We start from the raw sequence: 20,347 nt of genomic DNA, 5'->3' as shown, positions 1-20,347 counted from the left end.
AACAGCGCCACTTGTGGCAGTGCCTGTTCACTGATGTGCTGCGCCAGTGCCGCTTGCAGTTGGTGCTGGAAGTCGGCTTTGCTGGCTGCGGTGAAGAACGCCATCTGTGGTACTCCGCTTAAGCTTGTTATTGATGGAAAGCGTCGCGTGCAACACCCCTTTCGGGGCTTGTGTCGCCCTGTTCCTGATTCTCGGGCAGAGGAAACAGGGGGACAGGTGGGTGAAGCTGGACGAGACACTCAGGTCACATTCACCTTCCATTGAATGGGCATCTGCAAAAGCGACTGCCAGGCTTGCCGACAATGCCTTTACGGGTGCTCATCCGTTGCGCAGCTTAATGGCTGCGACAATGTGTCTGCTTGCGGTGCTGCGACATATTCGTTCATAGGCAGGTAAATGAAGGCTTTCGCACCGGTAAACACTAGCAGCCGTGGCGGAAAACGACGGGGGGAATGCCCGGTTTTACGGGACATTCGTGCCAATCGCCGACCCGTGGCGGCTACATATCCAGAAACGAAAACCCTCAGGGCCGTTCTATCGACCCTGAGCGTGGCATCCGGTTCAGCACTGGCTTTTGACACGGATCAGTCCGGCAACTCTTCATAGGCCCGGAATTTGCTCACGGTGGCGCAGTCGTAGCACTGCATCTGCAGGGTCAATTTGTCCATGCTGGCGTCGATATTGCTGGAGTCGCACTCGCGGCAGAACAACTGCGGATAGTCGACCTGCGGTGCGGCGACCGGCGAACCGGTGAGAAACCGAGGCACAAACTCGTCTCGCCAGAACAGCCCCGGTGACTTGGAAAAACCGGCACCACTGTCCTTGAGCACGACGTCGTAAAGCAGGCGGGTCATGGCCGGCTGCGGCACGCGTGTATCGCGGTAGCTGTCCTTGCGCCAGTTCTCCGCCAACGCGAGCTGCGCGGTGCTCTGCATATTGCGCGGAATGGTGTTGGAGGCGTGAGTGCGGCCCTTGGAGTTGCCGGTGGCATAGAAATGCGCAGCGCTTTTCACCGCGACTCTGGCGAAGTAGTAAATCTGACTGACCGAGAAGTTCTGCAGCAACGTGCCGATCACCGAGTCGGCGCGGGCTTCGGCGGTGAACGCCATGCCGACCATATTGGCCTGCAGGTGAACGTATTGAATGGATTCCTCCCGCGCGAGCCTGAAGATCAATGCGTACAACTCACGCTTCCAAACCGGCAGCACAGGCCCGGACAACTCTTCGTACAGGGCCAGATAGAGCATATCGCGCGTGCAGCGCACGCCTTCGTCCAGCGCGACATTGGCCCGCCAGTAAACGGCCGAATACGTGCTGATGCTGAACTCGTCGGCCCGATTGAACGCCCGAATGTCCGATGCCGTATCGACCTGCAACGCGCCCGCCTCGTGCAGACCTTTCACCAGTTCTTCACTGAAAGTGTCAGTGGACGTGAGCTTTTCCCCTCGGAGTTCAGCATCAAGCGCGGCAATGCGTTCGCCTGCGCCTTGACCGCCGTCATCCAGTAACGCCAGCAGAGCTACTTTTTGCTGGAATCCAAGACTGGCAAAGGGTACCGGTGGGCTTGGCGTACCGTAGCGCGCGGCCAGATCACTGCGGTCACGTTCGGCCTGATCGGCGAGTTGCTGTTTGCGCAACCGGACACAGGCATCACAACCACACACGCTGCGCCGCGAGCCCGCACCGGCGGTAAAGTATTGATGCTCGCAATTGACACATTTGTAAGCACTGCGCAGGGAAACCGGAGTGCCGCGTGAGGGTCGGTGCATCCACATCGGCAATTCACAATACGGGCATGTCAGGTCAGCACTGACGATCGGCGGCAGCACTTTCAGCACACTGCGTACGGTATCCGGCAGTTTGTACTCGGCGATCAGGTCGGCGGTTTTTTCGCCGTTGAGGTAGCGCTGGTAAAGCTGTTCCACCTGCTCCTCGGACAGATGACTGATTTCTTGCGCCCATTGGAAATATCGCTTCATCAAAAGACATCCTTTTTTGCATGTTGGCCATCGCACTCCGTTGCGTTCGAACAGCAAAATCTGACGGCAAACATCCGCCAAAACAAGCGAAAAGGCCTCCAATTCACGCAATTTTTATTCTTCTCAAAAACCCTACGAGGCCAGCGGATTTTTCTTACTCGACTCTGGGAATAGTCCTTAAGAAGAGCCCTGCATTCGACGATGTTTCAGCAGAAATTCCCTCAGGCTGGCAAAATCGCACTTTTTGCGCACTGTCTACCGCTTTAGCCCATCAGGAATTCCCCATGCAAATGACCACCGCCCTATTGATCGTCAACCCATGCGACGACGAAGAAGACAACATGGCCATGCTCTGCTGCCACAGCGACAAGGGCGACATGTTCCTGATGAGCCGCTATCCGGACGAGGACGAGCTGGAAATCACCCTGGACGGCGAGCCATCGACGCTGGACGGCGTCAAGGTCACATTGACCTCGACGCTGCTGAAGATTGAAATCGGCGCGGCGGATGCTGATGCGCTGAATGGGGATGATGTGCTGGAGATCAGCTTTAACCCGGATATGGTTGATCTGGATGAGGTTGTCGAGACCCTGAAAAACATCCTCGACGGGACTGGCACCTTCATCAACGAGGCTTGATGGTGCTTCAACCGGCCCCTTCGCGAGCAGGCTCGCTCCCACATTGACGGATGTACGCCGCTCAAAATGTGGGAGCGAGCCTGCTCGCGAAGGCGTCCGAAAGAACACTACCCCTCCCCGGTACTACAAAAATCCAACAATTCCCCCAGTCATTTCCCGCACTTTGCGCAAAATGCCGTTAGTCGCCACCCCCCGCGATGGATTAAAGTAACGCCCCCAGCCCCGGCGTTATCCGAACGCCTGTGGCCACCCCTTTCCAGGAACAGTCACCGATGGAACATCGTGAAGCGCTGCTGGCGCTGCGAACCTTTCTTTCAACGCAGATTCTCGGCCAGGAAAAACTCATCGAGCGTTTGCTCATCGCCCTGCTCGCCGACGGCCATATGCTGGTCGAGGGCGCCCCGGGTCTGGCCAAGACCAAAGCGATCAAAGAACTCGCCGAGGGCATCGAAGCCCAGTTCCATCGCATCCAGTTCACCCCTGATCTGCTGCCCGCCGACATCACCGGCACCGAGATCTATCGCCCGGAAACCGGCAGTTTCGTGTTCCAGCAAGGGCCAATCTTCCACAACCTGGTGCTGGCGGACGAAATCAACCGCGCCCCGGCCAAGGTGCAATCGGCGCTGCTCGAAGCCATGGCTGAGCGTCAGGTCAGCGTCGGCCGCAGCACCTACGAGCTGTCGCCACTGTTTCTGGTGATGGCCACGCAGAACCCGATCGAGCAGGAAGGCACCTATCCGCTACCGGAAGCCCAGCTCGACCGCTTCCTGATGCACGTAAAAATCGGCTTCCCGGATGCCGCCGTCGAACGCCGCATCCTCCAGCAGGCCCGTGGCGAAGCGCTGAATGGCGAGACCAAGCCCGAGCGCCGGGTCAGCCAGCAGGCGATCTTCGCTGCACGCAAGGAAATCCTCGGCTTGTACATGGCCGACGCCGTGGAGGAGTACCTGGTGCAACTGGTCATGGCCACCCGTACGCCGGCCAAGTTCGATCCGGAGATGGCCGAGTGGATCGCTTACGGCGCCAGCCCGCGTGGCTCGATCGCCCTCGACCGCTGCGCCCGCGCCCACGCCTGGCTGGCCGGTCGCGACTTCGTCAGCCCGGAAGACATTCAAGCGGTGCTGTTCGACGTGTTGCGTCACCGCATCATCTTGTCGTTTGAAGCCGAAGCCGCCGGCATCGATCAGGATCGGGTGGTGCAGCGGATTCTCGACGTCGTAGCCGTCGCTTGACCCCCATGAACGCCCCCCAGCCTTCCCAACCGGGCATCCGCGTCAGCCTCGCCGAGCTGATCGAGATGCGTCACCGGGTGCGTGAAGTGCAGCTGTTTTCCACGCCGAGCCAGCGCAGCCCGCTGATCGGCCTGCATCACTCGAAATTCCGTGGTCGCGGTGTCGACTTCGATCAAGTGCGCGTGTATCAGGCCGGCGACGACGTGCGCACCATCGACTGGCGCGTCACCGCTCGCACGCAAGAGCCGCACACCAAGCTGTTCCATGAAGAACGCGAACGGCCGATTTTCATCATGGTCGAGCAAAGCACGCGGTTGTTTTTCGGCTCCGGGCTGATGTTCAAATCGGTGTTGGCCGCACAAGTCGCAGCGTTGATCGGCTGGGCCGCGCTCGGCCACAACGACCGGGTCGGCGGGCTGGTGTTCGGCGACAACGAGCACTACGAAATCAAACCACGGCGCAGCAAGCAAAGCCTGCTGCAATTGCTCAATCGTTTGGTCAAGGTCAATCAATCGCTGCACAGCGAACGTGAGCCGGATCGCGATGCCTTCGGCGTGGCCCTGCGCCGCGCCCGGGAAGTGCTGCGCCCCGGCAGTCTGGCCATTGTGATTTGCGATGAGCGCGCGCTGTCCGACAGCGCCGAGCAACAACTGAGCTTGTTGGCGCGCCACTGCGATTTGCTGATGCTGCCGATATCCGATCCACTCGATCACGCCCTCCCCGCCGCCGGCCTTTTACGATTCGCCGAACGTGGCGCCCAGCTTGAGCTCGACACGCTGAATTTCGATCTGCGCCAAACCTATCGCGCGCAGGCCGAAGCGCGCATCGCTCGCTGGGAATTGCTCGCGCAGAAGTTGCGGGTGCTGCTGATGCCGTTGAGCACGCAGAGTGAAATGGTCGAACAGATGCGCGAATTCCTCAATCCGCAGCGTCCGGGGAAAGGTCGATGAACGGCCTCGACCAATTGCAACCGCTGATCTCGCCGCCGCCGATTGCCTTTTGGCCTCCGGCGCCGGGCTGGTGGTTACTCCTGCTGTTATTGCCGCTGCTCGGTTACGCCGTGTGGCGCCTGCGCCGTTTCATTCCCATGAAGAAACGCCCGATCGTGCGCGCTGAACAGCCACTCGATCCGGTGCGCGTCGCTGCCCTCGCAGAACTGGCGCAGATGCCCAAACCCTACGACGGCGCCCCGGCCGGCGCGTGGCTGCAACAGGTCAATGGCCTGCTCAAACGCCTGTGCCGCAACCACTATCCCTACAGCCAGAGCCACACCCTTAATGGCCGAAAATGGCTGGCGTTCCTCGACAACCGTTGCCCCGCCGCTGGCCTGACGCGCTGGATGGTGCTGGTCGAAGGCGCGTACAAACCGGAATGCAAACTCGACGACAAGGCCATCGCCGGCCTGACCCAAGCCGTCGACACGTGGATTCGCAAACATGTTTGAGTTCGCCTGGCCGTGGATTTTTCTGCTGTTACCGCTGCCGTGGCTGATGCGCCTCGTATTGCCGGTGGCCGACAGCGGCGAACCGGCGCTGAAAGTCAGCTTTCTGTCCGACCTCGAAGGCCTCGCCCGCCGTCGTGCCCGCGCCCATTTGCCCGCATGGCGCCAGCAAGCGCCGTTCATGTTGTTGTGGTTGCTACTGCTGACCGCCGCTGCGCGCCCGCAATGGCTCGGCGAACCACTGCCGATTGCCGCCAGTGGCCGAGACTTGTTGGTGGCGGTGGACGTGTCCGGCTCGATGGATTTTCCCGACATGCAGTGGCAGGACGAAGAAGTCAGTCGCCTGTCGTTGGTGCAGCATCTGCTCGGTGACTTCCTGGAAAGCCGTGACGGCGACCGCGTTGGCTTGATCCTCTTCGGCAGTCAGGCCTACCTGCAAGCACCGCTGACCTTTGATCGCCACACCGTGCGCGTCTGGCTCGATGAGGCGCGCATCGGCATTGCCGGAAAGAACACCGCCATCGGCGACGCCATCGGTATGGGCCTGAAACGCTTGCGCATGCGTCCGGCACAAAGCCGTGTGCTGATTCTGGTCACCGACGGCGCCAACAATGGCGGCGAAATCGATCCGTTGACGGCGGCAAAACTGGCGGCCAGTGAAGGCGTGAAGATTTACCCGATCGGCATCGGCGCCAATCCTGAGGACAGCGGTTCGACCGGTCTGCTCGGCGTCAATCCAAGCCTGGATCTCGACGAGCCGGCGCTCAAGGAAATCGCCGAAGTCACCGGCGGGCAATACTTCCGCGCGCATGATGGCCAGGAACTGCAAGCGATCAAGGACACCCTCGACCAGCTCGAACCGGTGACCCAACAACCGACCCAGGCACGTCCCGCGCAAGCCTTGTATCACTGGCCACTGGCGTTGGCGCTGTGGTTGAGCCTGTTGTTGGTCGCCCGCGAATTGTGGCCGGACAACCCGCTGCAACGCCTGTTCAACAAGGAGCTTAATCTGCAAAGTCCGCTGCCTGACTGGCGCGAGCGTCTCAAACGCCTGCGTCTGCGGAGGCGCCGATGATTGCCCTCTGGCCGCACTGGTTCCGTCCGTGGTGGTTGCTGCTGTTGCCGCTGCTCGGCTGGCTGATCTGGCAACTCTGGCACCGGCAAAAACGCGCCGGACGCTGGCAGATGATCCTGCCGCCGGCGTTCCACGCCACTCTGCTCAGCGGCGGCAGCGGTCGCGACAGCAAACTGCCGTGGGTGGCCCTTGGCGTGGCGTGGCTGCTGACGATTCTGGCGTTGCTCGGGCCGAGCTGGGAGCGCGTCGAACAGACCAGCCAAAAACCCGCCGATCCGTTGGTGATCGTGCTGGAACTGACCCCGGAAATGCTCGCCACCGACTCACCACCGACGCGACTGGAACAAGCGCGGCGCAAGGTGTTCGACCTGTTGCAGGCGCGCAGCGATGCGCAGACCGCCATCGTCGTTTACGCCGGCAGCGCCCACACGCTGGTGCCGCTGTCGGATGATCTGGCGACCAGCCGCAATCTGCTCGACGCGCTGAAGCCGTCGCTGATGCCGGAAAGCGGTCATCGCGCCGATCTCGCCGTCGCTAAAGCGCTGGATTTACTCAAACAAGGTGCACTCGGCCAAGGGCGGATTCTGCTGGTCGGCTCGTCGCTGAGCGAAGATGAACGGCAAGGCATTCGCCGTGCGCTCAACGGGCAATCGGCGCAACTGTTGATGCTCGGCATCGGCACCGCCGAAGGTGCGCCGATTGCGCAGGAGGACGGCAGTTTCCTCAAGGACGAACAAGGCGCGATCCGTGTGCCGCAACTCGACAGCCCGGGCCTGGCGGCGTTCATTAATAGCGTCGGCGGTGACTACCACGCGGCGCGTCTGGATGAAGCCGATCTCGGCGCACTCGGCCTGCTCAACGGCCCGCGCAGTTTGCGCAGCGATGGCCAAACCGTGCGCCTCGACACGTGGGCCGACCAGGGTTATTGGTTGCTGCTGCCACTGCTGCTGCTCGCTGCCTGTGCCGGGCGGCGTGGCTGGCTGTTTTGCCTGCCGCTGCTGTTCTGCCTGCCGCAGCCGAGCTACGCTTTCGACTTCGAAGACTTGTGGTTGCGCCCCGACCAGCAAGGCCTGCACTTGCTCAAACAGAAACGCCCTGCCGAAGCCGCAGAACATTTTGACGATCACCAGTGGCAAGGGGTGGCGTTGTACGAGGCCGGCGACTACAGTGGCGCCGCCCAGCGCTTTGCCGAAGGCAGCGATGCCCGCGCCCACTACAATCGTGGCAACGCTTTGGCGAAAAGCGGTGAGCTGGACGCGGCGATCGACGCCTATGAACAGGCGCTGGAGCTGCAACCGGATCTGCGTCCGGCACAGACCAACAAGGCGCTGGTGGAAAATCTGCTGAAGCAGAAAAACACCCCGCCACCGGTCGATCCGGAAAGCCAGCAGCCCGAACAGAATCTGCCGGGCGGTGAACCGCCGCCGCCGACCGCGCCGCCGCCAGCGGTGAAAAGCGAAACCCAGAGTGAGGCGCAATCCGGCGAGTCTGCCAGTGAACCGCCGCCGACCACACCGCCGCAGCCAGGCCCGAATGAGGTGCCGGGCAGCAACGATGAGGAAGAGGAAACCAATACTGTGCCGACGCTGCGCCCGACCGAAGACAACCTTGAAGGCGAGCAACGTCAGGCACTGGAACAATGGCTGGGCAAAATCCCGGATGATCCGGGCGAACTGCTGCGACGCAAATTCTGGTACGAACAGCAACAACATCAGGATCAGGAAAACACTCGATGACCCGCTTCACCGCTCTCTTGCTGCCCCTGCTGCTCTGCACGACCGCCAACGCGGCCGAGCTGATCGCCAGTGTGGATCGCAGTCGCCTGAATTCCGGCGAGACGGTCGAGCTCACCCTCGAAATCAGCGACGTCACCCAGTTCGGCAAACCCGACCTGACCCCGCTGGAGCCGCTGTTCGAAGTGCGCGGCACGCGGCAGGTCAACCAGCTCAATACCCTCAACGGCGACAACCGCGCGACCACACGCTGGATCATCACGTTGCTGCCGAAAGAGAACGGCAGCGTGGTGATTCCCTCGCTGCAAATGGGCGAGGTGCAGAGCCAGCCGATCACCGTGCAAGTGGTCGAAAGCGACACCCGCGAAGACAAGAACAGCCTTGATCCGGTGTTTATCGAAGCCAGTCTCGATCAGTCCAGCGTGTATGTGCAGGCGCAGGCGATCCTGACTGTGCGCGTCTATCACTCGGTTTCGCTGTACGACGACAGCAGCCTGTCGCCGCTGCAAATCGTCGATGCGCGGGTTGAGCAGCTCGGCGACACGCGCACCTACGAGAAAGACATCAACGGTGTGCGCCACGGCGTCATCGAAATGCGCTACGCGATCTATCCGCAGCACAGCGGTTTGCTGACGATCACCCCGCAGACCTTCAGCGCCACGCTGGTCGACACGCAACCGGCCCAGGACGCCAGCCCACAGGGACCGAAGCCGGGCAAGCTGATGCGCGTCACCTCTTCGGAGATTCCGCTGACGGTCAAGCCCAAACCGCTGACGTATCCTGCTGATGCACCGTGGTTGCCGGCACGCAGCCTGAGCCTGAGCGAGAGCTGGAATCCGGAGCCGGAACACACGCAAATCGGTGATTCGCTGACCCGCAGCCTGACCCTGAAAGTCGAAGGTCTGGCCGCATCGCAATTGCCCGCCCTGCCCGCCACCGACGTCAACGGCCTGCGCCGCTACCCCGATCAACCGGTGCTGAGCAATCAAAGCAACGACCGCGGCATGATCGGCAGCCGTGAAGAACGCGAAGCGCTGGTGCCGAGCCGCAGCGGCTCGATTGATCTGCCGACGGTGGACGTGGTGTGGTGGAACACCTTCGAAGATCATTTGGAACACAGCAGCCTGCCCGCGCGCACCCTGCAAGTCGCCAATAACCCGAGCCTGCAAATCGATACGCCGACGGGCAATCTGCAACCGGGGATTGTCGATAACGACACGCTGTGGTGGTGGAAACTCAGCACGCTGATACTGGCCTGCACCACCCTGCTCGGCTTTGGTCTGTGGTGGCGAGCGCGCTGGCAGCCGGCGATCCTGCGCGCTGCGCAAACCGGCCCGAGCCCGCGCACGTTGCTCGACGACATCAAACGCGCGAGCCAGGCCAATGACCCGCAGGCAACGCGGCAGGCGCTGGATGCCTGGGCGCGGCAGCAGCCGGAGACGCTGGCGGACATGGCGGCGCGGTTTGTGCCGTTGTCGGATGCGCTGGATGGTCTCAATGGCGCGCTCTACAGCGAAACGGGGCAGCATTGGCAGGGCGAGGATTTGTGGCGAGCAATCCGCACGATTCCGACCGCCGAGCGCGTGCACGACCCGGTGGGCGACAGCGGCTTGCCACCGCTCTACCCGAAGTAAACCCCTCTCGAGAATGTAGGAGCCCCCCCTGTGGCGAGGGGATTTATCCCCGTTCGGTTGCGCAGCAGCCGCAAAATCAGACCATGCGGTGTGTCAGGCATATTTCAGTTACAGGATTTGGGGCCGCTTCGCAGCCCAGCGGGGATAAATCCCCTCGCCACAGGGCTCCCTTGCAAACCTGCATCTTTATTCCAACAGACTGACTTCGACCACAGGGTGTGGTTTTGCCAGTAAACTCTCCCCCTCTTTCGCCGCCTCTTCATTCCCGCGCGGCCATCATCTCTTTTTGTTGCGGAGTCCGCCTTGCGTCTGTTTCACACCTCCGACTGGCACCTTGGGCAAAACCTGCATGGTCAGGAGCGCGATTTCGAGCACGCCTGTTTTCTCGAATGGCTGCTGCGCCAATTGAAACTGGCGCAGCCGGATGTGCTGCTGATCGCCGGGGATATCTTCGACACGGTCAATCCGCCGGTCAAAGCCCAGGAATGCCTCTACGATTTCATCGTCAACGCCCACGAGCAGCAGCCCTTGCTGACCATCGTGATGATCGCCGGCAACCACGATTCCGGCTCGCGCATCGAACTGCCCGCGCCGTTGATGCGCCGCTTGCGCACCCATGCGCTGGGTCGCGTGCTGTGGCTGGATGACGGCCAGCTCGATTCCGAACGTCTGCTGCTGCCATTGCCGAACGCCAAAGGCGACATCGCCGCGTGGTGCCTGGCGCTGCCGTTCCTGCGCCCGGCCGAAGTCACCGGTGCGCATCTGGGCGACAACTATTTGCGTGGCATCGGTCAGGTGCATGAATGGCTGATCGAAGCGGCCAACGCCAAACGCAAACCGGGTCAGGCGCTGATCGCCATCAGCCACGCGCACATGGCCGGTGGTTCGGTCTCGGAAGACTCCGAGCGCAGCCTGATCATCGGTAACGCCGAAGCCCTGCCTGCCAGTCTGTTCGGGCCGAGCATCAGCTACGTCGCCCTCGGCCATTTGCACAAGCCGCAGAAGGTCAACGGTGAGGAGCGCATTCGCTACAGCGGTTCGCCGATCCCGTTGTCGTTCTCGGAGATCGGTTATCAGCACCAGATCCTCGACGTCACCCTCGACGGCGAAACCCTGGTCAGCGTCGAGCCAAAACTGATCCCGCGTTCGGTCAACCTGCAACGCATCGGCCCGGCACCGCTGGCCGAGATTCTGCTGCAACTGGCCGACCTGCCGAACATCGACCTGCTCGCCGAAACCCAGCGCCAGCCATGGCTGGAAGTGCGTGTGACCCTCGACGAGCCGCAGCCGGATCTGCGCCATCAAGTGGAAAACGCCCTGCAAGGCAAAGCGGTGCGCCTGGTGCGCATCGCCGCTGAATACGCCGGCAAGCGTGGCGCTGACGGCGAGGAGGATGGCACCGCGCTGATCGAACTCGATCAACTCACCCCGCAGGAATTGTTCAGCCGCGCCTGGCTCGACAACTACGGCAGCGAGGTCGACGAGCAGACGCTGAAGGACTTCGCCGAACTGCTGCAAGACGTGCAACTGGAGGGCGAGCAGCCATGAAAATTCTCGCTATTCGTTTGAAAAACCTCGCTTCGCTGGCCGGGCCGTTCGAGATCGATTTCACCGCTGAACCGCTGGCCAGTGCCGGTTTGTTCGCGATTACCGGGCCGACCGGCGCCGGTAAAAGTACCCTGCTCGACGCCCTGTGCCTGGCGCTGTTCGGCGCTGTTCCGCGCCTGAACAACACCGGCCGTGACGCCAAAGTGCCCGATGCTGATGGTGAGATCGCCACGGGTGACCCGCGCACTTTGCTGCGTCGCGGCACCGGCGAAGGCTATGCCGAGGTGGATTTCGTCGGAGTTGATGGCCGTCGCTATCGGGCGCGCTGGGAAGCCAACCGCGCTCGCGAGAAGGCTGGCGGCAAGTTGCAGGCCAGTCGTCAGAGCCTGCGCGACATCGATCAGGATCAACTGCTCGCCAGCCAGAAAGGCGAATACAAAACCCAACTGGAAGCCGCACTGGGCCTGAACTTCGAACAGTTCACCCGCGCCGTGCTATTGGCGCAGAGCGAGTTCAGCGCGTTCCTCAAAGCGGACGACAACGACCGCAGCGAACTGCTGGAAAAACTCACTGACACCGCGCTGTATACCCGCCTCGGCCGTCGTGCATTCGACAAGACCAAAGAGGCCCGCGAAGCGCACAAGCTGTTGCAGGATCAGGCCACTGGCGTTACCCCGCTGGCACCCGAAGCGCGCGCCGAGCTGGATGAACGCTTTAACGCCGCCCAGCAACAATTGAAGTTGCAGCAGGCACAATTGAAGCAACTGGAGCAGCAACACAGTTGGCTCAAGGATTTGCGGCTGTTGCAGGACGCGCAGCAAGCCGCCAGCGAGCAATTGCACAGCGCCCAGCAACAATCGGAAGCGCTGGCCGGCGAACGCATCAAGCTGACGCGTCTGGAACAACTCGGCCCGCAACGGCACCAGTTCGCCCGCAAAACCGAACTCGATGCGTTGTTGACGCCGTTGGCCGCGCAGATTGCCGAGCACACCCGCCAGCACGCCGAACTGACTGAACGTCAGACGCAACTCGAGCAGAATCTTGAGACAGCCAAAGTCGCACTGACCGAGGCGCAGCAACGCCAGTCTGAAAACGCGCCGCTGTTGCGTCAGGCCTTCGAAGAGCAAAGCACCCTCGCCCGTCTGGCCAAAGATGTGGCCGCGAGCGCTGAGGCCAAAGCCACTGCGCAACAGGCCTGCACCGACGGCCAGAGCGCCATTCAAGCCTTGCAGGAAAAGCAGGGCCAGGTCGCCGAACGCTTGCAACGCATCGCCGCTGAGCTGGAACAAAGCGCTCATCTGGCGCCATTGAGCGATGCGTGGAATGCCTATCGCGATCGTCTCCAGCAGTTGATGCTGATCGGCAATCGCCTGAACAAAGGTCAGGCCGAACTGGCCAACCTCGAACAAAACGCCACGCGCAGCGCTGAAGAGCTCGCCAGCCAGAAGCAACAACTCGAAGTACTGTTCAAAGAGGCCGGCGCCGAACCGGATGCCGTCGCCGAGCAAATCGGCATTCTCGGTACGCTGTTGCAGGACAACCGCAAACAACTGCGCGCTTTCGAAGACCTGTCGCGGCTGTGGGCCACTCAACAGGATCTGGACAAGCGCGGCGCCGAGTTGCAACAACGCCAGCTCAATGCGCAGCAGGAGCGTGAGCGCCTGACCCAGGACGGCGTCAAAACCAAAGCCGAACTGACCGTCGCCGAGCAAACCCTCAACGTCACCCGCGAACTGCTTGAACGCCAGCGTCTGGCGCGCAGTGCCAGTGTCGAAGAGTTGCGCGCGCAGTTGCAGGACGATCAACCGTGCCCGGTGTGTGGCAGCAATGAGCACCCGTATCACCAGCCGGAAGCGCTGCTGCAAAGCCTCGGTCGCCACGATGAAAGCGAACAGGCCAACGCTCAGCTAGTCGTCGATCAGCTCAAGGAAAAACTCAGTGAACTGCGCGCCGACGTCGGCGCTGTCATTGCTCAGCAGAAAGAACTGCTGCAACAACAAGAGCAACTGGCGAACCAGCAACAGGCCCTCGCGCCGAGCCTCGATGCGCATCCGCTGTCCGCGCAGTTGTTGAATCAGGACGCCGACAAACGCGACGCCTGGCTCATGCGCCAGAACGAGCAATTGAACCAGAGCATCACTCAAGACGAACAACGCCAGAGCGCCCTGCTCACCCTGCAACAGGATGCGGCGCGGCTGACTCAACAATTGCGTCAGGCGGAAACCGCGCATCAGCAAGCCGCGCAGCACCTGAGCAATCAACAGCGCGAACTGAGCAGCGACCGTCAACGCCTCGATGAAGAACTGACGGCGTTCGGCCCTCTGCTGCCGGCCGAGACCCTTGAAGCCCTGCGCCTGGAGCCGGCGGCGACGTTTGTACAACTCGACCGGCAGATCGCCGAGCGTCTGACGCAACTCGATCAGCAAAAGGAAGAACTGAGCGAACAGCAGCAACGGCAGCAGACGCTGGATAAAGAACAGGATCGTCAGCAGACCCGTGCACAGCAGGCACAAACCGCTGAACAGCAGTTCAATGCGCTGGCCGAGCAACAGCAACTGTGCCAGCAGAAACTGGTGCAATTGCTCGGCGAGCACAGCAGCGCCGAACAGTGGCAGCAGCAACTGGAACAGGCTGTGGAGCAAGCGCGCGCCGCCGAAACCAGCACCGCCCAAGAACTGCAAAGTGTGCGCACGCAGCTTGTGCAGATCGCCGCCGAACTCAAAGCGCAGCAACAACGTTTGCAGGCTCTGGAAAGTGAAGACAAGGATCTGGCCAGCAAGATTGCCGACTGGCGCGCTCGTCATCCGGAGCTGGATGACGGTGGCCTCGAAGATCTGTTGCGGGTTGACGACGCGCAACTCGCTGAACTGCGCCAACGCTTGCAGCAAAACGAAAAAGCCATCGAGCAAGCCAAAGTGCTGTTGCAAGAACGTGACGAGCGCTTAGCCGCGCATCAAGCTCAGCACAACGGCAATCTTGATGCCGAGCAACTCGCCACGGCCCTGACTGATTTGCAGAACCAGTTCAACGTCAGCGAGCAGCAATGCGCTGAACTGCGTGCCGAACAGGTCGAAGATCAGCGCCGGCAGAATGCCAATCAGGCCTTGGCGCAGCAGATTGCTGATGCCTATGCCGAGTATCAGCGTTGGGCGCGGCTCAGTGCGCTGATTGGCTCGGCCACCGGCGATACGTTCCGCAAGATCGCCCAGGCCTACAACCTCGATTTGCTGGTGCATCACGCCAACGTGCAGCTGCGCCAACTGGTCAAACGCTATCGCCTGAAACGCGGCGGCAGCATGCTTGGCTTGCTGGTGATGGACACCGAAATGGGCGATGAACTGCGCTCGGTGCATTCGTTGTCTGGCGGCGAGACGTTCCTGGTGTCGTTGGCGTTGGCGCTGGGTCTGGCCTCGATGGCGTCGAGCACGCTGAAAATCGAATCGCTGTTTATCGACGAAGGTTTTGGCAGCCTCGATCCGGAGTCGCTGCAACTGGCGATGGATGCGCTGGATGGTTTGCAGGCGCAGGGCCGTAAGGTCGCGGTGATTTCCCATGTGCAGGAAATGCACGAACGGATTCCGGTGCAGATTCAGGTGCAGCGTCAGGGCAATGGTTTGAGCACCCTGGAGGTGAAATGAATACGCTGTACTCGTTCCGCCGCTGTCCGTATGCGATGCGGGCGCGGATGGCGTTGCGTTATTCGGGCGTGCCGGTGGAGATTGTCGAGGTCAGCCTTAAAGCCAAACCGGCGGAGATGCTGGCGATCTCGCCGAAGGGCACGGTGCCGGTGCTGGATGCGGATGGTCGGGTGATTGATGAGAGCCTGGAAATCATGCGCTGGGCGCTGGCGCAGAATGATCCGCAGGGTTGGTTGCTTGATGGCGATTTGCGGATTGCCGAGTTGATCGAGGCGAATGATCAGGGGTTCAAGGTGGATTTGAATCGCTACAAGTACGCCGAGCGTTATCCGGAGCAGCCAATGGAGGTTTATCGGGCTCAGGGCGCGGTGTTTTTGCAGCGGTTGGAGGGGTTGTTGCAGGATCGCGATTATTTGCTGCCTGATCATCCGAGCCTGGCGGATATCGCCCTGCTGCCGTTTGTTCGGCAGTTCGCGCATGTCGATCGCGAGTGGTTTGCGCAGACGCCTTACCCGCGTCTGCAGGCTTGGTTGCACAACTTCCTCGAGTCCGACCTCTTCACCTCGATCATGAAGAAGTAACCCCCAACTTCCTGCCTGATTGATCATTCCCACGCTCCGCGTGGGAATGCCTCGAGGGACGCTCCGCGTTCCAATTGGACGCAGAGCGTCCGGGGCTGCATTCCCACGCAGAGCGTGGGAACGATCAACCCTGTGGTGAGGGGATTTATTGTGGCGAGGGGATTTATCCCCGTTCGGCTGCGAAGCAGTCGTGAAACCATTCTATGCGGTGTGTCAGGCAAATTTGAGTTGCAGGATTTGGGGCTGCTTCGCAGCCCATCGGGGATAAATCCCCTCGCCACAATAAATTCCATCACCACAATGAATTGCGGTGTCTAGGCAAGCGCATTGCACATCCCAAGCGCCATGCAATCCACTTCGAAAGGCCCAAGGAAATCCGCCGAAACCTTCACCGGCGGATTCCCCGCCATCAGCCCCAGGGTATTCGCCCGTTCAATGTTGTGCGCAATGCTGTGATTGGCCTCTATGGCCCGCGCCAGCCCGCCCACCGAGCCTTGGCCGACACCCAGTAGCGAAGCGCCGTTAGTCATGACTGCCAGACTGGCGATGACCCAAAGTCTGTAGCCTTTCATGCGCCGCCGACTCCTGCGAGTTCAGCCCGGTCGACCATCACGCTCTGCGAGCGGACTTCGAACTGGATGCCGGGATGGGCGACGTCGATCGGTGCGTCGAAGCTGTGTTCCGTCTGCGAGGCGATGCTGACAACCAGTACAACGGCCAGGTAAAGACCGATGGCCAAGTAGGCGCCGCGTTTGGCTGAAGTGATGATTGCGCTGGCCATGGTGTTCTCCCGTGGGCATGTTTCGATGGCCACAGAATCGATCAAAACAGCACGGGCAACCACTCAGGGTTTTCCATAGTGAACATCAGCTGCGTTGATTATTTAGCCGGTCTATTTGCGCGTTTGAGACAACCTATGACCGTGCTTCACGCACACGAGGGCGACGGTGTTCACGGATCGTTCCCACGCTCTGCGTGGGAATGCAGCCCGTGACGCTCCGCGTCACTGGACGCAGAGCGTCCCTAGAGGCATTCCCACGCAGAGCGTGGGAACGATCAAACCACACGTGCACAAACATGTAGGAGCTGCCGAAGGCTGCGATCTTTTGACGTTTAAGATCAAAAGATCGCAGCCTTCGGCAGCTCCTACAGGAGATCGTGTGAATCCCCCGAATGGTGCGGAGGCAGAAAGGGACTTTCAGTGTTGGGCTTTGTGATCCAGGGCGGCGTAGAAGTTGGCGCTCTGTTGCAGGTATTTTTGGGTGTAGCTCTGGGTGTGGGATTTTTTGCTGTTGATTTCAACGTTGGCGCTGGCTGGCAACACAACGGTGGCGGAGATGGCGGAAGCGGCGATAACGGAGAAGAGATTGAAGTTCATGGCGGTAACCCTCGTGTTCGGTTGGCTTGCTTGCCCGGTTGGGCTGTGAAGCAAACTTAACGCTCGACGGTTACTCGCCTGAAATGCTTTGTAGCATTACCGAATATCAGCGCGATTGATACAAAGAGACAGGCCCCGTAAACCGGGGCCTGTGGCTTATTGTCGCACCATAAACTTCAGGTCGCTCGGGGCGTCCATTGGCAGTTTCTGCACGGTTTTGCCGAGCAGACCGGTCTTGCTGTCGCGTTCAACGACAACAATCTGGTTGCTCTTCTGGTTGGCGATCAGCAGGAACTTGCCGCTCGGATCGAGGCTGAATTCGCGCGGATGATCACCTTCCACCGAACGCTTTTGCAGCTCTTTGAGCTGGGCGGTCGCCGGATCGATGCTGAACACCACCATCTGATTCGCAGTGCCACGGTTGCTGACGTAGAGGAACTTGCCATCCGCCGAAGTGTGCAGCGCCGCGCCGGCCTTGTCCGAGGTCGGTTGACCGGCGGCCAGATCGACAAGCTGGGTTTGCGTCAGCACTCCGTCGTTGTAATCGAACACCGCAACCTGCGCGCTCATTTCCATGGTCAGCCAGGCATGTTTGCCGTCAGCGCTGAACAGCAAATGACGTGGGCCGCTGCCGGCTGGCATAGCGACGAACGCGGTTTTCGCCGGGGTCAGCGGCAGATCAGGGTTGGCTTTCGGGTCGAATTGGTAGATGAAGACCTTGTCTGCGCCCAAGTCATTGGAGAACACGTAGCGACCGTCCGGCGAGGAAATCGTCGAGTGCACGTGGTTCGACGCCTGACGCTCCGGGTTGACCCGGCTCGCCGGGTGCGCGCTCATTTGCACTACCGGTTTCAGCTTGCCGTCAGCACCGACGGGCAACACCGCCAGGGTTCCGCCCGGATCTTCCACCACCGAATAGTTGCTGACGAACAGGTGGCTGGCGTCGCCGCTGAGGCTCGAATGGGTCGGCTCGTTGCCCAGGCTCTGTACTTGATTGATCAGGGTCAGGGCGTGGGTTTTCGGATCGATCGAATAGCTGCTGACGCGGCCGACCGGGTCTTTCTGGCCCGGGCCGTTTTCATTGACCACGAACAGGCGATGCTGGTCTTTGGACAGGGTCAGCCACGACGGGTTTTCGCTCTTCACCACTTGCAGCGGCTTGGCGTCGATCTGGCCAGTGGCGCTGTCGAAATTCATTCGATAGATGCCCTGGCTGGTGCCGGCGGTGTAAGAACCGACCAACAATTGAAAGCTTTCTGCCGATGCCGTGGACAGACCCATGGCACCTACGCTGCCGGCCATCAGCAGCGGCCAGAATTTACGCATTTTCATCAGTGTCATCCTCATCGTCGCTGCTGCTGACGACATCGCCATGGCACACCAGGCGGTGTTCGCCGATCGCTTTGGTTTCATTGAAATAGCCGACGATCAGCCAGCTCTGCAGAGAGTCATCAAAAGTCGCCGCTGCAACTTGAGCCGGGGTAAATTCCCAATGCTTGGCCGCTCGGCCATCGATGCATTCGATGTGCAGATTGTCGTCTTCGTCGAGGGCGAATTCGAAGGCATGCAGGCCGTCGATTTCGACCATACCGCAGTGTTCGAGGGCGTTGAGAAGAGTTTGGGCAGTCATGGCAATCAAGTCTTTCAGGGGGAAACCGGCAATGATAGCTCAAGAAGCACACTCCCCCTGTAGGAGCTGCCGAAGGCTGCGATCTTTTGATGTCTGATCGTTCCCACGCTCAGCGTGGGAATGCAGCCCGTGACGCTCCGCGTCACTGGACGCAGAGCGTCCCTAGAGGCATTCCCACGCAGAGCGTGGGAACGATCAAAAAAAAAGATCAAAAGATCGCAGCCTTCGGCAGCTCCTACAGGGGTGGTGTGTCAGAGGGCTTCGCGGCTTGGTTTGCCGTCAACCAGGCGCTGGATGCGCAGCGGGTTGGCGTTTTTCAGTGGCTCCGGCAACAAGCTGTCCGGGTAGTTCTGGAAGCACACCGGGCGCAGGAAGCGGTCGATCGCCAGCGTGCCGACCGAGGTGCCGCGTGCATCGGAGGTGGCCGGATACGGCCCGCCGTGCACCATCGAATCGCACACCTCAACGCCAGTTGGATAGCCGTTAAGCAAGATCCGCCCGACCTTCTGCTCCAGCAGCGGCGTCAGTTCAGCGAAGCGCTCGAAGTCTGCCAGTTCACCAATAATCGTCGCCGTCAGTTGACCGTGCAGACCCTGCAACGCCGCGCTGAGTTGCGCCTTGTCCGCCACTTCAACAATCACCGTAGTCGGGCCGAACACTTCTTCCTGCAGGACTTCATCGCCCTCGATCAACAGGCTGACGTCAGCCTTGAACAACTGCGACTGCGCCTGATTGCCCTGCTGCGGATTGCCGGCCAGATGTTCGATCCCGGGATGCGCCAGCAGCTTCTGCAAGCCTTTGCCGTAGCTGCCGAGGGTGCCCGCGTTGAGCATGGTTTGCGCCGGTTGATCACCGATCAAACCAGAAACCTGCTGCACAAACGCACTGAACTCTGGCGAACGAATGCCGATCACCAAGCCAGGATTGGTGCAGAACTGGCCGCAGCCTTGCACCACCGAAGCGGTCAAATCGCGGGCGATGGTTTCGGATCGCTCGGCCAGTGCCTGCGGCAAAACGATCACCGGGTTGATGCTCGACATCTCGGCGAACACCGGGATCGGTTGCGGGCGCGCCGCCGCCATGTCGCACAGCGCACGACCGCCCTTCAGCGAGCCAGTGAAACCAACTGCTTGAATCGCCGGATGCTTGACCAGCCATTCACTGACGCCGCCGCCGTAGATCATGTTGAACACACCGGCCGGCATCGCGGTTTTTTCGGCGGCGCGAATCAGCGCATCAGCAACCAGTTCTGCCGTCGCCATATGGCCGCTGTGGGCCTTGAACACCACCGGGCAACCGGCGGCGAGCGCTGAAGCCGTGTCGCCGCCGGCAGTAGAAAATGCCAGCGGGAAATTGCTCGCACCGAACACCGCTACAGGGCCGAGACCGATGCGGTACTGACGCAAATCCGGGCGTGGCAATGGCTGACGATCCGGCAGCGGCAAATCGATCCGTGCGCCATAGAAATCGCCACGGCGCAGCACTTTGGCGAACAGACGCATCTGTCCGCTGGTGCGTCCGCGCTCACCCTGAATACGCCCGGCCGGCAATGCGGTTTCGCGGCAGACCACGGCGACGAAATCATCACCGAGGGCATCCAGTTCATCAGCGATCGCATCGAGAAACTGCGCGCGGCGCTCAGCGCTAAGGCTGCGATACGCCGGGTAGGCGGCAGCGGCAGCCTTGGCCGCAGCGCCGACTTCTTCCAGCGTGGCCTGAATGAAATCGTGGGGCAGCTGTTCGCCCGTGGTGGCGTCGACCGATTGCAATTTGACGTCGCCAGCGGCACTGCGCTGACCGCCGATGTAGTTGTGACCGAGAATCTGAGTCATGGGATCTC

The 20,347-nt window shown here is 60.9% G+C and carries 18 protein-coding genes; 10 read left to right on the top strand and 8 right to left on the bottom strand.

From position 1 onward, the window contains the following. Both ACIP1X_RS17010 and ACIP1X_RS17005 read right to left on the bottom strand, forming a co-directional pair. Positions 1–104: hypothetical protein (locus ACIP1X_RS17010; RefSeq protein ID WP_400753742.1), on the bottom strand; the 104-nt coding region annotated here is incomplete at its 3' end. Between the two features lie 480 nt (positions 105–584). Further along, positions 585–1,979 (bottom strand): hypothetical protein, encoded by a 1,395-nt coding sequence (locus ACIP1X_RS17005; RefSeq protein ID WP_400753737.1) that lies wholly within the window; start codon positions 1,977–1,979, stop codon positions 585–587. Between the two features lie 284 nt (positions 1,980–2,263). Here ACIP1X_RS17005 and ACIP1X_RS17000 point away from each other — a divergent pair, with 284 nt between their 5' ends. The 10 genes from ACIP1X_RS17000 to ACIP1X_RS16955 all read left to right on the top strand — a co-directional run bounded on the left by ACIP1X_RS17000 (position 2,264) and on the right by ACIP1X_RS16955 (position 15,499). Further along, positions 2,264–2,617 (top strand): hypothetical protein, encoded by a 354-nt coding sequence (locus tag ACIP1X_RS17000; RefSeq protein ID WP_400753734.1) that lies wholly within the window; start codon positions 2,264–2,266, stop codon positions 2,615–2,617. Between the two features lie 272 nt (positions 2,618–2,889). Then, entirely contained in the window at positions 2,890–3,849 is a 960-nt protein-coding gene (locus ACIP1X_RS16995) for a MoxR family ATPase (protein WP_003218556.1), read from the top strand. Between the two features lie 5 nt (positions 3,850–3,854). Then, positions 3,855–4,799: a DUF58 domain-containing protein gene (locus ACIP1X_RS16990; protein WP_053121134.1), complete on the top strand. Its 945-nt coding sequence runs from the start codon at positions 3,855–3,857 to the stop codon at positions 4,797–4,799. After that, on the top strand, positions 4,796–5,293 hold the full coding sequence (locus ACIP1X_RS16985; RefSeq protein WP_053121136.1) for a DUF4381 domain-containing protein: 498 nt from the start codon (positions 4,796–4,798) through the stop codon (positions 5,291–5,293). Before ACIP1X_RS16990 ends, ACIP1X_RS16985 begins: the two co-directional genes overlap by 4 nt. Further along, complete coding sequence (locus ACIP1X_RS16980; protein WP_400753731.1) at positions 5,286–6,365, top strand: vWA domain-containing protein; 1,080 nt, start codon at positions 5,286–5,288, stop codon at positions 6,363–6,365. The genes ACIP1X_RS16985 and ACIP1X_RS16980 overlap by 8 nt, the downstream gene beginning before the upstream one ends. Then, positions 6,362–8,101 (top strand): tetratricopeptide repeat protein, encoded by a 1,740-nt coding sequence (locus ACIP1X_RS16975; RefSeq protein ID WP_400753728.1) that lies wholly within the window; start codon positions 6,362–6,364, stop codon positions 8,099–8,101. Before ACIP1X_RS16980 ends, ACIP1X_RS16975 begins: the two co-directional genes overlap by 4 nt. Then, the gene (locus tag ACIP1X_RS16970; RefSeq protein ID WP_400753725.1) at positions 8,098–9,732 is read left to right on the top strand and encodes a BatD family protein; all 1,635 of its coding nucleotides are present in this window, start codon (positions 8,098–8,100) and stop codon (positions 9,730–9,732) included. Before ACIP1X_RS16975 ends, ACIP1X_RS16970 begins: the two co-directional genes overlap by 4 nt. A gap of 303 nt (positions 9,733–10,035) precedes the next feature. Then, positions 10,036–11,280: an exonuclease SbcCD subunit D C-terminal domain-containing protein gene (locus tag ACIP1X_RS16965; protein ID WP_159815090.1), complete on the top strand. Its 1,245-nt coding sequence runs from the start codon at positions 10,036–10,038 to the stop codon at positions 11,278–11,280. Further along, positions 11,277–14,918, top strand: a complete 3,642-nt coding sequence (locus ACIP1X_RS16960) for an SbcC/MukB-like Walker B domain-containing protein (protein ID WP_400753722.1) — start codon at positions 11,277–11,279, stop codon at positions 14,916–14,918. The genes ACIP1X_RS16965 and ACIP1X_RS16960 overlap by 4 nt, the downstream gene beginning before the upstream one ends. After that, positions 14,915–15,499 carry a glutathione S-transferase gene (locus tag ACIP1X_RS16955; RefSeq protein WP_400753719.1) on the top strand — a complete coding sequence of 195 codons (585 nt, stop codon included), beginning with the start codon at positions 14,915–14,917 and terminating at the stop codon, positions 15,497–15,499. Before ACIP1X_RS16960 ends, ACIP1X_RS16955 begins: the two co-directional genes overlap by 4 nt. 314 nt (positions 15,500–15,813) lie before the next feature. On the opposite strand, the gene ACIP1X_RS16950 is transcribed toward ACIP1X_RS16955, so the two are convergent. From ACIP1X_RS16950 to ACIP1X_RS16925, 6 genes are all read right to left on the bottom strand, one after another. Next, complete coding sequence (locus tag ACIP1X_RS16950; protein WP_053121152.1) at positions 15,814–16,071, bottom strand: hypothetical protein; 258 nt, start codon at positions 16,069–16,071, stop codon at positions 15,814–15,816. Further along, positions 16,068–16,280, bottom strand: a complete 213-nt coding sequence (locus tag ACIP1X_RS16945; protein WP_400753716.1) for a hypothetical protein — start codon at positions 16,278–16,280, stop codon at positions 16,068–16,070. The genes ACIP1X_RS16950 and ACIP1X_RS16945 overlap by 4 nt, the downstream gene beginning before the upstream one ends. A gap of 417 nt (positions 16,281–16,697) precedes the next feature. Then, positions 16,698–16,877: a hypothetical protein gene (locus ACIP1X_RS16940; RefSeq protein ID WP_007917967.1), complete on the bottom strand. Its 180-nt coding sequence runs from the start codon at positions 16,875–16,877 to the stop codon at positions 16,698–16,700. A 156-nt stretch (positions 16,878–17,033) separates the two neighbouring features. Then, entirely contained in the window at positions 17,034–18,209 is a 1,176-nt protein-coding gene (locus ACIP1X_RS16935) for a lactonase family protein (RefSeq protein WP_053121156.1), read from the bottom strand. Continuing rightward, the gene (locus tag ACIP1X_RS16930; protein WP_008088034.1) at positions 18,196–18,507 is read right to left on the bottom strand and encodes a DUF5629 family protein; all 312 of its coding nucleotides are present in this window, start codon (positions 18,505–18,507) and stop codon (positions 18,196–18,198) included. Before ACIP1X_RS16930 ends, ACIP1X_RS16935 begins: the two co-directional genes overlap by 14 nt. A 251-nt stretch (positions 18,508–18,758) precedes the next feature. Next, the gene (locus ACIP1X_RS16925) at positions 18,759–20,339 is read right to left on the bottom strand and encodes an aldehyde dehydrogenase (NADP(+)) (RefSeq protein ID WP_400753713.1); all 1,581 of its coding nucleotides are present in this window, start codon (positions 20,337–20,339) and stop codon (positions 18,759–18,761) included. Positions 20,340–20,347: the final 8 nt, after the last annotated feature.

The sequence above is a fragment of the Pseudomonas sp. NPDC088885 genome, assembly GCF_044750025.1.
GTDB lineage: Bacteria > Pseudomonadota > Gammaproteobacteria > Pseudomonadales > Pseudomonadaceae > Aquipseudomonas > Aquipseudomonas rustica.
Note: the sequence above shows the minus strand (reverse complement) of the source record. Positions and strands in the feature narration are given on the sequence as shown.